This window comes from Brevibacterium sp. SMBL_HHYL_HB1 (assembly GCF_018208375.1).
GTDB lineage: Bacteria > Actinomycetota > Actinomycetes > Actinomycetales > Brevibacteriaceae > Brevibacterium > Brevibacterium intestinavium.
This window is the reverse complement of the sequence record NZ_CP062936.1, coordinates 400,670-414,222: the sequence shown is the minus strand read 5'-3', so window position 1 is coordinate 414,222 and position 13,553 is coordinate 400,670. Positions and strand designations below refer to the sequence as shown.

Below are 13,553 nucleotides of genomic sequence, written 5' to 3'. Positions count from 1 at the left end.
CTCATGAACGAGCCCGGTGCCGCCTCGCAGATCCTCGACGGCCGACCGGAGCTGGAACAGAAGCCGCCGACCTCATCGACGTCTGAAAGGGAGCACGACATGGCACACACGACTGTGATCTACGAAGGAGCCGAGGGGCACCGTCTGCGAACCTCGCAGCTCGAGGTGGTCGGCATTGCCGACGATGGGCTCGAGCATGCGCTGCATGAGGCGCTTGACGAAGGTGCGAAGCGAATCGAACTCTGCGGCGGAATGGGCATCGCCGACCTCGTCCGCGCCCGCGATCTGGTCGCCGGACGCGTACCGGTGAGACTGCTGCGATACGGCTTCGAATCACTCGAACTGATCGCGGACTACAAGCGGGCGTTCGCCGCCGGCGATCAACGCCCAGCGGTCTTCCTCTATCCCGCCACGGCAGGAACGCAGCCGGTCGAGCACCCGGATGTGACGATCCTGCCGGTGCATGACGACGACCACGCCGAGCGGATCGGAGAGCATCTCACCGCTGAGGGGATCGGCCTGGTCGAACTCTACGGCGGCCTCGGGCCGACCACCGCCGCCGCAGTCTTCTGGGGCGCCAAGGGCGCCGTGCCCGTCGGATTCGTGGATGTCTGAGCGCGCCCTTCGCCCCCACCCACTGACCACCGTCATTCGAAGGTGCCCGATGACCGCAATCATCCGTTCCGCTCTCACCGGGCTGGCCGCAGCGATCGTGCTCAGCCTCGGCTCTGCAGCCTCGCCTGCTTCCGGCTCCTCGACGCCACGCGAACAGCTCGAACTGCCTGATCAGGCCGTCGAGTTCGTCGACTCCGGTCAATCAGACCGGCTCGATACCGACGCCGTCGACACATACGTCGACAGCTATCTCGACCGACACGGCCTCTCCAGCGCGGAGGTGGCCATCGTCAAGGACGGCGAGATCGTCCACACCGGGGCGTACGGTGAGTCTCACGGCGAGCAGACGACCACTCAGACACCGATGGCGACCGGTTCGGTGGGCAAGCATGTGACTTCATTCGCGCTCCTGCAGCTCGTCGACGCCGGGAAGGTGAGCCTCGACGATCCGGTCGTCGAGCACCTTCCGGAGTTCGAACTGGCCGACGACCGGTACACCGACATCACGATCCGCCAGCTGCTCAGCCACACTTCCGGCCTGCCCAGCCCGCTCATCGTCGAACCGGCTTCCGATCTGCGAGAGGGTGTGGAGCGACTGAAGGGATGGGAGCTCCAGACGAAGCCCGGGGAGCAGTACAGCTACAGCAACATGAACTATCACGTCGTCGCTCGCCTCATCGAGACCGTCGCCGAGGTCCCGTTCGCCACCTACCTGGACGACCACCTCTTCGAGCCGCTGGGCATGGACGACACCCGATCGGTGGACACTTCCCGTGACGACGATCCGGGACTGCAGCACGGGCATGTGACCGCCTACGGGACAACGTGGCCGCTGCGGGAGACGGACCAGCTGCTGGCAGGTGCCGGCGGAATCGTCACGACTGCCGAGGACCAGGCGCACTGGTTGGCCATGCTCACGAACGACGGCGCAGCGCCGGACGGTCAGCAGCTCCTGTCACCCGAGCTGCTCGACGAGGCGCAGAGTCCCCAAGCCGGCGCCGATGGCGAAGGTCTCGGCTGGCACCTCAGCGGTGAGGGCGTCGACCCGCCGCGCGTGGGTCACTCGGGATCGACGAGCCGCTACAGTGCGCAGGTGGACACCGTGCCCGGCAGTGGGTACGGCGTCGCCGTCATGCTCGACAGTTTCACTCCCACGGTGGAGCACAACTACGCTCTCGCCTCCGGTGTCATCGACGTGACCGAAGGGAAGACGCCGGACCCAGGCGTTCCAGTGGCGACGCTCATCGATATCGGCCTCGCGCTGGCGACCCTGGTGGTGGCGACCCTGACGGTCTTCGGTCTCCGACGTGCCGGACTGTGGAGCACTCGGCGCGCTGCGTGGTCGGGATGGCGGTTCGGTCTGCGTCTGCTGCCGCAGGCGATCGGACCGGCGCTGGCAGTCGGGGTTCTGTTCGTCGTGCCGAGTCTTGAGCGCAATGCGACCACTCCCGTCGACATGTTCGGGTTCTGGCCGGCGGCGATGGTGCTCGTCGGTGTGCTGGGTGTGTCCGGCGCGAGCCTCATCCTCTCACGGGCCGTGCACCGGGCCAGACCACCGGAGCGGCGAGCAGCGGGGATCAGATGATGACGCACGGTCTTCGGGGTACCGGCCCTCTCCCCGTCCGGGTGCGGCGCCTCGAATGCTGCCGCCGCCCGCATCCGTCGACACTGTCGAAAGTCAGGGGGCGGAGAGTCGCCGACACCGCCTACGGTCGGTGCCGACGACCGACTCATGACCGGTTCGCCGACGCCAGTGCGTTCCTAGGCTGGATGTCATGAACGAGCCCGGTTCCGGAAGAGGCCCGGCACCGAAGTCCATCGGAGAGGCAGCACACCATGATCACCTTCGAATCACTCACCAAGGAGTACGGTGACAGACGCGCCGTCGATGACATCAGCCTGACCGTCGGGCCCGGCAAGGTCACTGGATTCCTCGGCCCGAACGGAGCAGGGAAGTCGACGACGATGCGGATGCTGCTCGGCCTCGACCATCCGAGCTCGGGTCGAGCGCTCATCGACGGCCGCCCCTATGCGCGGTTGGTCCGGCCCCTGCGCACAGTCGGCGCGCTTCTCGAACCGCGCACCGGCCATCCGGGCCAATCGGCACGCAGCCATCTTCTCGGCATGGCCCGCAGCAACGGCATCGGGGCCCGACGAGTCGATCATTGCCTGGCCACGGTCGGGCTCGAAGACGTCGGCCGCGCCCGCATCGGGACGTTCTCCCTGGGCATGCGCCAACGCCTCGGCATCGCCTCGGCGCTCATCGGGGACCCAGAAGTCCTCGTCTTCGACGAACCGGTCAACGGGCTCGACCCGGAGGGCGTGACGTGGATCCGCCATCTCATGCGCGACCTGGCGACGGAGGGGCGCACGGTCTTCGTCTCCAGTCATCTGCTCTCGGAGATGGCCGAAACGGCCGACCACCTCGTCGTCATCGCCCGGGGCCGCCTCGTCGCGGATGCTCCGCTTGCCGAGCTCCTCGATACCACGCGCACCGCCAGGGTGCGCACCCCGAACCCCGCCGCCCTCGCCGAGGTGCTCGAACGTGCCGATCTCACGGTCTCGTTCGCAGCCGATGAGGGCACCGCGCTGCACGTCAGTGGAGAGGACATCGGCGCCATCGGCGCTCTCGCCCATGCCGCGGGGCTGCAGATCGACGAGCTCAGCTTCTCCACCGCCACCCTCGAAAACGTGTACGCATCGCTGACCGAGGGAGCCGCGGAGTATCGAGCAGGCGAATCGGAGTCGATCACGATGCCGGCCGACGAACAGCCGCTGTCGGAGGAACCATCATGAGCACCGCAATCGCAGATCACACCCGTGACGGGCATGAGAGGGCAGCGGATCGGGTCGGCAGCCCCTGGGTCGGGGCCATCGCCTTTGAATGGACGAAGCTCGTCAGCGTCCGCTCGACGTGGTGGATCGTCGCGGTCTCCGTGTTCGCGACCCTGTTCGGTTCAGGACTGCTCGGAGCATCTGCCTTGGCCAGCGGCCGGAACGGGCTCGACAGTGCCGCGCCAGCCCCCCCTATTTCGTCGTTCAGACGATGATCGCCGTCGAGTTCATCGTCGTCCTGCTCGGCACGTTCGCCATCACCGGCGAATATTCGACGGGATCGGTGATGACGACTCTGCAGTCGGTTCCGCGCAGGTCGCGCTTGCTCCTGGCCAAGGCTCTGGTCCAGTTCGGCACCGGCTGCGCGCTCGGACTCATGTTCGTCGTCCTGGGCACTCCGGTGGCGGCGGTCTTCTCTGCCGAGTTCGGAGCATTCGAGTCATCCGACCTGGTGCGTGCGGCGCTCGGAACGGGCATCGGCCTGGGCCTGCTCAATGTCTTCGTGCTCGGCCTCGGCACCGTGCTCCGAAGCGCGGTGATGACGATCATCACCACCTTGGCGCTGCTGCAGCTGGTGCCGAGCCTGTTGCCGCTGTTCGGGGTCACGCTGATGAGTGAGCTGGCCCGCTTCCTGCCGAATCAGGCGATCGCGGTGCTCTCCGTGGACGCGCCCGGCCCGTACGGGTGGCCCATCGCCCTGCTCGTCCTCGGCTGCTGGGCCGCGGCGGGCCTGCTCTGCGGGGGTCTGCTCCTGCGAACCCGCGACGCCTGAACCGCCAGCAGCGGCGTGCCTGCGTCCGACAGCCGAGGCAGGCAGCTGGGTCAGCCCAGTCGGCGGCCGCCGAGCGGTCTCTCACTCACCTCAGCAGGTCGTGGAGGGCACGGGCGGCGGCACCGAGGGCCGCCTCGGCGGCGGGCTGGACGGAGGCGGGATTGCCCGATTCGCTGAGCACGACGATGGCGATGGACTGCCCATCGGCGTGGTCGACGACCCCGATCTCGTGACGGAGGTGGAGCAGCGTTCCCGTCTTCGACGACCACATCGCGGCATCCGAGGACAGATCGGGAGCCAACCGGTGGCGAACGACGTTGCCCGACATGAGTTTGCGCAGGCGAGCGGCCGACTCGGGAGCCATGCGGCGCGGCCGCCACACCTCGGCGAGGAGGTCGGCCAGCCCGGCGGCAGTGCCCGCATTGGCTCGGGAGACATCGAGCTGCCAGATCCGGTGACCGTCACCCTGGGTCGGTCCGGTCGCCGCCAGATCGTAGGCGAGGTGGGCTTCGGTCCGGTCGAGCCGTTCCAGCGGAGTCCGACCCAAATCGCCGAGGCGGTGCCGGACGTGGATGTCGGTGGCGCCCAGTTCGTTGAGTGCACGGCTGACGTCGGCGATGGGGACGAGGCGCAGGAGGGCATCGGTGGCCGTGTTGTCGCTGAAGCACACCGACAGCGTGATCAGATCGTCGACTGAAACCCAGGCCGGATGCCGAAAGCGCGCCGCACCGGTCGGGCTCGCGCTGTCGGCTTCGGCAGGCTCGACGCGAATCAAGTCATCAGCGGCCAAGACGCCGTCCGAGATCCGGGTCAGCACCGCTGCGGCGATGGGGACTTTGGCGACCGAGGCCAGAGGGACCAGTCCGTCGGGAGCCAGTGACACCTGGGAGCCGGAGTCGAGGTCGCTAGCGATGATTCGTGCCCGCAGCCCGGCAGCCTCGAGTTCATCGGAGACTGCACGGATGACCCTTGCCGCACCGTTCATCCCTGCCCCCCGCCGCTCGGACGCGGACTCGTCCCCGCCGGACACGGCCCGATCTCCACCGCCAGACTCGTCCCTGCCAGACTCATCCCCGGCGGACACGGCCGTGCCGGCGCCGTCCGCGCCGGTGCTGCCGAGGCAGTCGGCGATCTCGGCGTCGAAGGCGCCGAGCACTGTCGCATCATCGGCCGAAACCGCGTCGAGAACATACCCTCTGGCGACCTGCGGATCAATGAGCGGAGCCCATGGCAGCCGCAGATCCGCGGCCTCGTCCTCGGTGCACAGCAGCAGGTCGCCGTCGCTGAGGACTGCCGCGACTGCCGCCGAGTCCGAGTGGTCCACCACCACCTGAAAGGGCAGCAGCCCTGCGGTCTCGGCCGCTCGGCGGATGCGATCACGGATGTGCGGGACGTTGTCCTCGCCCAGCACCCGCAGCCGTTGTCCCATCAGCTGACCGACCTCGCCGGGGACCCGAGCCCGGGATCGTCGCAGCGCGGCGATCCTCACCGGATCGGCCAGTCCCGTCCGATGAGCGCATCCCAATGGCACCGTCCAAGTGGCCTCTGCTGCCGGCACTGCCCGCAGCGCCGCGCGGACCTTTCTCGCTGCCAGGTCATCGGCCCGTCGGCCGGGCGAGCCGGACTGGAAATCGATGCGCAGTCCCTCCTCCTGCGCCGAGGCGGCCAATACGGCGAGGTTGCGCGTGGAGCACGAGACCGGCACGGCCACGGAGATCGGTTGCAGTTTCGCCTTGTCGGCGTCGAGCATCATCTCATCGGCCAGTTCGACCAGACGCGTCGCCGAGGCGAGCATGTCCCGGCCGAAGGGCGTGAGGCTGACCCCGCGCCCGGTCCGCTCGAGCAGTCGGGCCCCGAACTGTTCCTCGAGTCCGGCGATGCGTCGACTGGCGACCGGCTGCGGAATGCCGGTCGCAGCGGCACCGAGTGTCATGCTGCCGAGCTCGCTGACAGCGGTGAAGGTGCGGCAGGCTTCGACCAAGTCCATCACCTCAGGGTATGCGCTTTTGCTATGGATCACCACGAAACAGTCTTCGACAGTATGGCGCGGGCAGAGAAGAGTGGTCTGTGCCGATCACGGCGACACCATCGACCACACGCAGACACACGAGAGGCCGGCTCACCCCATGACCAGACGATCACTGCGGACCCTCACCGCTTCCCTCGCTGCTTCGACGCTCACCGCATTCGCCCTCACCGGCTGTGCCGCCGCCAAGGAGCCGGCGGGAACCGGCAGCGCCACGCAGGCCCCGGAGGACTCTCAGCAGGTCGAGAACCGCCCCCAGCACGCCGAGCTCACCGCGGACATCGAGTCCCTCGAAGACGAGTTCGAGGCCCGGGTCGGCGTGAGTGCCGTCGATACGGCGGACGGCACCACGGTCGGCCATCGGGCCGACGAGCGGTTCGGCTTCGCCTCGTCGCTCAAGGTCTTCGCCGTCGCCGAGCTGCTCGACCGCACCAGTCCCGAAGAGCTCGACAAGCGCGTGACCTGGACACAGGCCGATGTCGACACGGCCGGGTGGACGCCGGTGACCGAGAAGCACGTCGATGACGGCCTGCCGCTGGAAGACATCGCGGAGGCGACTCTGCGTGACAGCGACAATGCCGCGATGAACCTCGTCCTCGACGAGCTCGGCGGCCCCGACGGACTCGATTCTGCACTGGAGGAGGCCGGGGATGCGACCACCGAGGTCGTCGACGAGGAACCGGATCTCAACGACATCGACGGCGACAGCCCGGACAATACGACGACGCCGGAGGCCTTCACAACCGACCTGCAGGGACTGCTCGAACCCGACCGGCTGTCGATCGACGACAGGGACCTGCTGCTGCTCGAGTGGATGTCGGACAACGAGACCGGAGATCCCCTCATTCGCGCCGGAGCGCCCGAGGGATGGACGGTCCAGGACAAGTCCGGCCACTCCGACGCGATCCAGAACGACATCGCCGTCGTGACTCCACCCGACGAAGAACCGATCGTCCTGACCGTGCTCACCGAGGCCGATGACCCGGACTCCGAGGACGGGCCGGCGCTCGTCGAAGCCGTCGCCGAGGCTGTGCTCGACGAATTCGCATGAGTGCTGTCGCGCCGGTCTCCCGGATATGACAGAACCTCCCGCTGCTTGCCCATCCCGCACCGCCGGATTCGAGACCTCACACGGTCGGCAGCACTCCGCCGTCGGCACGCAGGGCGGCACCATTGGTCGCCGAAGACAGCGGACTGGCCAGGTACGCCACGAGGTTGGCGATCTCGCTGGGTGCGATGAAGCGCTGCAGCAGCGATGTGTCGCGCACCAGTGAGTCCCGCAGGTCGGCCGCCGGCATCGACTGCGCGGCGGCGATCCGCTCGATGCTCGCGGCCACTCCGTCCGAGTACGTCGGCCCGCCGAGCACGGTATTCACGGTCACCTCGGTGCCGCGGGTGAGCTTCGCCAGGCCGTTGCTCAGCGCCAGCGCCGCAGCTTTCGTCGCGCCGTAGTGAACCATGTCGCCGGGCACGTCGACCGCCGACTCGGTGCCGATGAAGACGACCCGACCCCACCCCTTCTCGAGCATGCCCGGCAGCAGCCGGCGGGACAGGCGAACGGCGCTCATCAGATTGACCTCGAAGTACCGGGACCATTCCGCGTCGTCGATCTCGGCGAACGGCGCCACATCGAACAGGCCCACGTTGTTGATGAGGATGTCGACCTCGCCGAGTCCGCCGAGCAGTTCATCGACCTGCCGCGCGTCGGCGAAGTCCGCCGCGATTCCCCTCACCGAGGCGGCCGGATCGGATTCGCGCAGACGTGCCAGCGCCGCCTCGACACCGTCTTCGTGCCGACCGTTGAGGATCACCGTCGCCCCTTCGTGAGCGCACAGGGACGCGATCGCATAGCCGATCCCCTGCGTCGAGCCCGAGATGAAGATGGTCTTGCCTGCCAGTCGAAGGTCCATGTGCTGTCCGTCCTTGCCAAAGCATCGATTGAAATTCACTTTCCTAGGAAAGTCAACAATAGACGGATTCACTTTCTCAGACAAGTTTTCGATAGACTCGGCCGTATGAACAGCCGCGGCAGCCATGATGCAGAACCGAACGGATCGGACGCCTTCACCGCCGACGAACTCGAGATCTGGTCATCCGTTGCAACGCTGCTGGAATGGCTGCCGGCAGCACTCGACGCACAGATGCAGCGAGACTCCACGATCAGCCACTTCGAGTATAGAATCCTCTTCGCCCTCTCCCAGGCAGACGAGGGGTCGTTGACGATGAAGGAATTGGCCGGTTTCGCCAACAGCACTCTCTCCCGGCTCTCTCGGGCGGTCGCACGACTCGAACGCAGGCAATGGGTGACCCGGGGCCCCGATCCCGACGATGGCCGGACGACCATCGCGACCCTGACTGAATCCGGCCTCGCCGCCACGCGTGCGGCCGCTCCGGGGCACGTCGCTCTCGTGAGGCGCTTGGTCTTCGACTCTCTGACTCCGGCTCAGGCTCGCGCACTGGGCAGTGCAAGTCGCCGCATCACCTCGGCGATCGCAGACGAGGGCGGCTGGCGCCCGCAGTAGCCACAAGTCCCCCCGCACGAACTCCGGATCCCGCGTTCGCCCTCACTGGTGGATGAGACAATGCGATCAGACGAACACACCCCCAGCCTCGCAGAGAGTCTCTCAAGGAGGAGCAGATGACCAGCATCGGTTTCATCGGAGTCGGAGAGATCGCCTCGGCGATGGTCGAAGGCCTTGCCCGCAGTGAGGCCGACGACGCCCACGCGAGCGGCCTTCGGTTCTTCCTCTCCCCACGCAATGCCGACCGCGCAAAGCACCTCGCCGAGTCCCTCGAGGCCGCCACGGTCTGTGACAGCAATCAGGACGTCGTCGACCGCAGCGAACTCATCGTTCTCGCCGTCCTGCCTCAGCAGGCGGCCGCCGTCCTCGACGAACTCGACATCCCGGCGGATCGGACTCTCATCAGCGCCGTCGCCGGTCTCGCCACGGATCAGCTCGCCGAGCACCTGCCCCACTCCCCGACGATCGTGCGCATCATCCCGCTGCCGGCTGTGCGCGAGCGCAAGGGCGTGACCGCGATGTATCCGGCGAATCAGGCGGTCGAGGAGATCCTGGGCCGCCTCGGCGGGTCGGTCACGGCCGCCGACGAGACGCTGTTCAGCACGCTGTCGGCGGTGACGGCGACGATGTCGGCCCACTTCGCCTTCCTGCAGTCGATCACCGCGTGGCTGGTCGACCAGGGGTGGGAGCAGGCCGATGCCGACCATTTCATCCGCGGGCAGTTCGTCGGCCTCGGCACCACGCTCGCCGAAACCGACACCCCCATCAAGGAACTCGTCGCCGACCACGAAACGCCGGGCGGGCTCAACGAACAGCTCAATCACGAGTGGATGGACGAGGCCAACCGCGGCCGCCTCGCCGCTGCGCTCGACGCCATCTACGCCCGTGTGACCGGCGCGGCCGACTGAGCAGTTCGCCCGACTGAGCAGTTCGCCCGGCCGGGCCGGCCTCAGAACAGTCCGGTGATGTTCCCGTCCTCGGTGACGTCGATCTTCAGTGCGGAGGGTTCGCGCGGGAGGCCGGGCATCGTCATGATGTCACCGGCGATGACGACGACGAAGCCGGCACCGGCCGACAGCCGCACGTCCTTGACCTCGATGATGTGGTCGGTCGGGGCCCCGCGCAGACTGCCATCGGTGCTCAGCGAGTACTGGGTCTTGGCCACGCAGATGGGTGCATCGCCGTAGCCTTCCTCGGTGAACTGGCGCAGCTTGCGCTTGACCTTGGCCGGCAGGTCGACATCGGCGGCCTGGTAGATCCGCTGGGCGATGGTGCGGATCTTCTCCTCCAGCGGGCGGTCGAGGTCATAGCTGTAGCGCGCACGAGAGGCGGGATCGGCAACGGGCGCCTCAGCATCCCCAGAAGCGGTCCCAGCGACAAAGAACGAACCATCGTCGACGGCCGGTCCTGCTGTACCGTCTCCGCGTCCTGAACCGACACCGCCCACCGCCTCGACGACGGCTTCGGCCAGCGCCAGCGCGCCCCTGCCGCCATCGGCCCAGTGGGTCGACTCGACCGCGGCGATCCCCAATCCCTGCAGGTGGTCGATCGCCGCTGTCATCTCCTCGTCGGTGTCCGTGGGGAAGCGGTTGAAGCACACCACCGGGGTCAGCCCGTAGATCTCGCGCAGGTTGCGGCAGTGCAGTTCGAGGTTGCTCATGCCCTCAAGCACCGCAGAGACGTTCGGTGTCTCGACATCGGCGACATCGACCCCGCCGTGGTACTTCAGGGCCCGCAGGGTCGCGACGACGACCACGGCCGAAGGCCAGATCCCGGCAGTGCGGCACTTGATGTCGAGGAACTTCTCGGCACCCAGGTCGGCGCCGAATCCGGCCTCGGTGACGACCCAGTCACCCAGCGCCAGCCCCGCTTTCGTCGCCAGCAGGCTGTTGCAGCCGTGGGCGATATTGGCGAAGGGGCCGCCGTGGATGAAGGCAGGCGAGTGTTCGAGGCTCTGGACCAGGTTCGGTGCCAGGGCATTGCGCAGCAGCGCGGTCATCGCCCCGGCTGCGCCGATGTCGCCGACGGTGATCGGTTCGCGGGCGCGGCTGTGGGCGAGCACGATCCGCCCGAGCCGCTCCTTGAGGTCCGTCAGCGAGGTGGCCAGGCAGAACACGGCCATGACCTCACTGGCGACGACGATGTCGAAGGCGTCCTCGCGCGGCACTCCCCCATTGATGCCGCCGAGGCCGACGACGACTCCCCGCAGGGCACGGTCGTTGAGGTCGACGACGCGGCGGATGTGGATGCGACGGGGATCGACGTCGAGGTCGTTGCCGAAGTGGATGTGGTTGTCGAGCATGGTCGCGGCGAGGTTGTTCGCGGCCGCGATCGCGGCGAAGTCACCGGTGAAGTGGAGGTTGATGTCCTCCATCGGCACGACCTGGGCGTGGCCGCCGCCGGCCGCGCCGCCCTTCATCCCGAAGACCGGCCCCATGCTCGGCTCGCGCAGCGCCAGCACGGCTCGACCGACCTCGGGTCGGCTGCGCGCGAGCTCGTTGAGCCCGTCGGCCAGGCCGATGCTCGTCGTGGTCTTGCCCTCTCCTGCCGGAGTGGGGCTCATGGCGGTGACGAGGATGAGTCGGCCGTCCGTGGCGTTCGCTGCCGCCCTGTCGAGGACCTCGATGGGCACCTTCGCCTTGGTCCACCCGTGGGGAATGATGTCCTGTGCGTCCAAACCCAGCCCAGCGGCGACGTCGACGATGGGATCGAGCTCGGCGCTGAGCGCAATATCCATATCTGTGGTCATAAGGCCATCATGCCGCTTCTATTGCGATTTGTGACAATCGCCGCCCCGAGAGTTTGCACAATGCGCGCTGAGTTCCGCCTGCCGCAACAGACACCCGCGCCGAGGCGGCCGACCGCTGAGTGCCCGACTGCACGCCTGACCGCGCGGTCGCGTTCGTGGATCATCCTCGCTGGGAACATCCCGGGGTGACGACTCGACAGCATTCGTGCCGATCCTCAGTCCCGTCGCGCGCCCACCCTGAACCGCTCTGGAATATCGCCGGCACCGGTGGCGAGGTCCGCCGCGAACTCTCCGAGCAGCGGCGCGAACTTCGCTCCGTGCCCCGAACAGGCGGAAACGATGACGAGCCCGTCGACCTCATCGATGACGAAGTCCTCGTCCGGAGTGTTCGTGAACAGGCAGGTGGTCTCCGCATACGGTTCCGGCACCAGCCCAGGCAGATGCCGCTTCGCATAGTCGACCATCCGAGCGCGCATCTCCTCGGTGATCTGCCCGTCCTGATCGAGCGCAGAACCGATCACCCGACCGCCGTTGAACTGCGCGATCTTCTGCCCCGCGAATCCCGCGTCCCGTCCACCGGGCAGCCCATAGGTGAACATCTCGCCGGACTTGTGGATGAATGTCGGCCAGGCAGTCGCCGGCCGACCGTCCTCGCCGGTGTCCCGATAGGGCATGTGGAAGGCCTGCTCCTGCCTCACCTCGAAACGCGGCAGCGCTTCACGGAAGCCTGTCGGGAACCCGAGGTCACCGAGGAGGTCGGGCAGCCAACCGCCGGCGGCAACGATGACGCGATCACCTTCGATGGTCTCCCCCATCGCCGAGATGACACGGAAGCCGCTCGCGGAACGTCGGGCCACCTCGGCGACGGTCCAATCGATGAGCACCCGGGCCCGGCCGGTGGCCCGAGCAAGGTCGAGCATGGTCTCGACTGTGGTCTGGGCGTCGATGACGCCGGCGTCGGGGTGCCACAGGACCTCGGTGCCGAAGGCGAACTGGGGCCATCGCACGGCCGCACGCGTCGCATCGAGGATCTCATGCTCGACGCCGACCGCCTCGAAGATCTCGACAAGCTGCGCAACGTGCCGGGCATCACCGTGGTCAATGGCGCCGGTGCGAGTGACCAGCTCGGTGTCGGCTGTCGCCTCGAGAGCGTCCCAAAGGCTGCGGGATCGCACGACGAGTTCGGTGTAGAGCCGATCGGGGTAGGCGTAGCGGAAGATGCGTGCCGAACCGTGCGAACTGCCGCGCTGATTGGCCGGTGTGTGCCGTTCGACGACGGTGACGTCCTCGCCGCGCGCGGTGAGCGAATAAGCGGCTGCGGCACCCGCCAGCCCTGCCCCGATGACGATGTGGTGGGTCAAAACAGCCCTCCTGTTGAGTGGGCGACGGTCACCGGTCTCCCATTCTCGCGTGTGTCTGCTGCAGCTGCAGATCGGTCACACAGGTGGCACTGTCGTCCGAGCTGGAAAATTCGGTCGACCCGGTCTTGCCCGCAGCCGAGACCTCGATCGTTCCGCTGATGTCGGAGGGCACCCAGAAGCCGATGAAGCCGTTGTCGAAGGTCGTCGTCGACTCCTCGACCACCGCCTTCCCGGTCGACGAGTCGGTGATCGTCACCTCGACCGGCTCTTCACTCATTTCGCCGAGGCAGGTCGTCAGACTGTGATAGAAGCAGTCGTGAGTCTCCTCGACGAAGGGAGCGATCGACACGTAGCTCCTGTCCTCGGGCAGGTCCATGGCGACTTCCTGCGTCCCGTCGGTGAGAACGATTTCCTCGTTCCGGACGGAGGCCATGAGGTTCTCGGGTCGCTGGCTCACCGGCAGGCGGTCGAGGCGGTCGATGAGCTCAACGGCGTCCATACCGGCGAGGTCGTGCTCGGCGAGGAACTCCGTCGTCGCGCGCTCCCCCGTCTCCGTCGTCAGCGGCTGCCCGTTCTCCGGCACCGGATCCCCATCTGCCTCTGGAGCGGAACACCCTGCCAGCGCGAGGGCGAGCGCAGCCATACCGCTGGCGATGGCCATTCGCTTCATTGT

At 67.4% G+C, this 13,553-nt stretch carries 13 protein-coding genes; 8 read left to right on the top strand and 5 right to left on the bottom strand.

Features of this window, described 5'->3' with window-relative positions; translation table 11 throughout:
- Nucleotides 1-3 precede the first annotated feature (3 nt).
- From IG171_RS01970 to IG171_RS01950, 5 genes are all read left to right on the top strand, one after another.
- Entirely contained in the window at nt 4-615 is a 612-nt protein-coding gene (locus IG171_RS01970; RefSeq protein WP_212129489.1) for a DUF6506 family protein, read from the top strand.
- 49 nt (nt 616-664) lie between these two features.
- Nucleotides 665-2,200 (top strand): serine hydrolase domain-containing protein, encoded by a 1,536-nt coding sequence (locus IG171_RS01965; RefSeq protein WP_212129487.1) that lies wholly within the window; start codon nt 665-667, stop codon nt 2,198-2,200.
- Nucleotides 2,201-2,451: 251 nt separating this feature from the next.
- The gene (locus IG171_RS01960; protein WP_212129485.1) at nt 2,452-3,411 is read left to right on the top strand and encodes an ATP-binding cassette domain-containing protein; all 960 of its coding nucleotides are present in this window, start codon (nt 2,452-2,454) and stop codon (nt 3,409-3,411) included.
- Nucleotides 3,408-3,665: a hypothetical protein gene (locus IG171_RS01955; RefSeq protein WP_212129483.1), complete on the top strand. Its 258-nt coding sequence runs from the start codon at nt 3,408-3,410 to the stop codon at nt 3,663-3,665. Before IG171_RS01960 ends, IG171_RS01955 begins: the two co-directional genes overlap by 4 nt.
- Nucleotides 3,662-4,222, top strand: coding sequence for a hypothetical protein (locus IG171_RS01950; protein WP_212129481.1), 561 nt, complete (start codon nt 3,662-3,664; stop codon nt 4,220-4,222). The genes IG171_RS01955 and IG171_RS01950 overlap by 4 nt, the downstream gene beginning before the upstream one ends.
- Nucleotides 4,223-4,307: 85 nt before the next feature.
- On the opposite strand, the gene IG171_RS01945 is transcribed toward IG171_RS01950, so the two are convergent.
- Nucleotides 4,308-6,209 (bottom strand): serine hydrolase, encoded by a 1,902-nt coding sequence (locus IG171_RS01945; protein ID WP_212129479.1) that lies wholly within the window; start codon nt 6,207-6,209, stop codon nt 4,308-4,310.
- 139 nt (nt 6,210-6,348) lie between these two features.
- Here IG171_RS01945 and bla point away from each other — a divergent pair, with 139 nt between their 5' ends.
- Complete coding sequence (gene bla, locus IG171_RS01940; RefSeq protein ID WP_212129477.1) at nt 6,349-7,299, top strand: class A beta-lactamase; 951 nt, start codon at nt 6,349-6,351, stop codon at nt 7,297-7,299.
- Nucleotides 7,300-7,375: 76 nt separating this feature from the next.
- Here bla and IG171_RS01935 read toward each other — a convergent pair whose 3' ends face one another.
- Nucleotides 7,376-8,158 (bottom strand): SDR family oxidoreductase, encoded by a 783-nt coding sequence (locus IG171_RS01935; RefSeq protein ID WP_212129475.1) that lies wholly within the window; start codon nt 8,156-8,158, stop codon nt 7,376-7,378.
- A 105-nt stretch (nt 8,159-8,263) separates the two neighbouring features.
- On the opposite strand from IG171_RS01935, the gene IG171_RS01930 reads away from it, so the two are divergent.
- Nucleotides 8,264-8,770 carry a MarR family transcriptional regulator gene (locus tag IG171_RS01930; RefSeq protein ID WP_212129473.1) on the top strand — a complete coding sequence of 169 codons (507 nt, stop codon included), beginning with the start codon at nt 8,264-8,266 and terminating at the stop codon, nt 8,768-8,770.
- Nucleotides 8,771-8,886: 116 nt separating this feature from the next.
- Nucleotides 8,887-9,678: an NAD(P)-binding domain-containing protein gene (locus IG171_RS01925; RefSeq protein WP_212129471.1), complete on the top strand. Its 792-nt coding sequence runs from the start codon at nt 8,887-8,889 to the stop codon at nt 9,676-9,678.
- A gap of 41 nt (nt 9,679-9,719) precedes the next feature.
- On the opposite strand, the gene IG171_RS01920 is transcribed toward IG171_RS01925, so the two are convergent.
- The 3 genes from IG171_RS01920 to IG171_RS01910 all read right to left on the bottom strand — a co-directional run bounded on the left by IG171_RS01920 (nt 9,720) and on the right by IG171_RS01910 (nt 13,541).
- Entirely contained in the window at nt 9,720-11,519 is a 1,800-nt protein-coding gene (locus tag IG171_RS01920) for a formate--tetrahydrofolate ligase (RefSeq protein WP_212129469.1), read from the bottom strand.
- A 215-nt stretch (nt 11,520-11,734) separates the two neighbouring features.
- The gene (locus IG171_RS01915; RefSeq protein WP_212129467.1) at nt 11,735-12,880 is read right to left on the bottom strand and encodes an FAD-dependent oxidoreductase; all 1,146 of its coding nucleotides are present in this window, start codon (nt 12,878-12,880) and stop codon (nt 11,735-11,737) included.
- A gap of 28 nt (nt 12,881-12,908) precedes the next feature.
- Nucleotides 12,909-13,541, bottom strand: coding sequence for a CueP family metal-binding protein (locus IG171_RS01910; protein ID WP_249203965.1), 633 nt, complete (start codon nt 13,539-13,541; stop codon nt 12,909-12,911).
- Nucleotides 13,542-13,553: the final 12 nt, after the last annotated feature.

Excerpts from the sequence above, each read along its gene's own strand:
- IG171_RS01970 (WP_212129489.1), top strand. The coding sequence starts at position 4 with ATGAACGAGCCCGGTGCCGCCTCGCAGATCCTCGACGGCCGACCGGAG.
- IG171_RS01965 (WP_212129487.1), top strand. The coding sequence starts at position 665 with ATGACCGCAATCATCCGTTCCGCTCTCACCGGGCTGGCCGCAGCGATC.
- IG171_RS01960 (WP_212129485.1), top strand. The coding sequence starts at position 2,452 with ATGATCACCTTCGAATCACTCACCAAGGAGTACGGTGACAGACGCGCC.
- IG171_RS01955 (WP_212129483.1), top strand. The coding sequence starts at position 3,408 with ATGAGCACCGCAATCGCAGATCACACCCGTGACGGGCATGAGAGGGCA.
- IG171_RS01950 (WP_212129481.1), top strand. The coding sequence starts at position 3,662 with ATGATCGCCGTCGAGTTCATCGTCGTCCTGCTCGGCACGTTCGCCATC.
- IG171_RS01945 (WP_212129479.1), bottom strand. The coding sequence starts at position 6,209 with ATGGACTTGGTCGAAGCCTGCCGCACCTTCACCGCTGTCAGCGAGCTC.
- bla (WP_212129477.1), top strand. The coding sequence starts at position 6,349 with ATGACCAGACGATCACTGCGGACCCTCACCGCTTCCCTCGCTGCTTCG.
- IG171_RS01935 (WP_212129475.1), bottom strand. The coding sequence starts at position 8,158 with ATGGACCTTCGACTGGCAGGCAAGACCATCTTCATCTCGGGCTCGACG.
- IG171_RS01930 (WP_212129473.1), top strand. The coding sequence starts at position 8,264 with ATGAACAGCCGCGGCAGCCATGATGCAGAACCGAACGGATCGGACGCC.
- IG171_RS01925 (WP_212129471.1), top strand. The coding sequence starts at position 8,887 with ATGACCAGCATCGGTTTCATCGGAGTCGGAGAGATCGCCTCGGCGATG.
- IG171_RS01920 (WP_212129469.1), bottom strand. The coding sequence starts at position 11,519 with ATGACCACAGATATGGATATTGCGCTCAGCGCCGAGCTCGATCCCATC.
- IG171_RS01910 (WP_249203965.1), bottom strand. The coding sequence starts at position 13,541 with ATGGCCATCGCCAGCGGTATGGCTGCGCTCGCCCTCGCGCTGGCAGGG.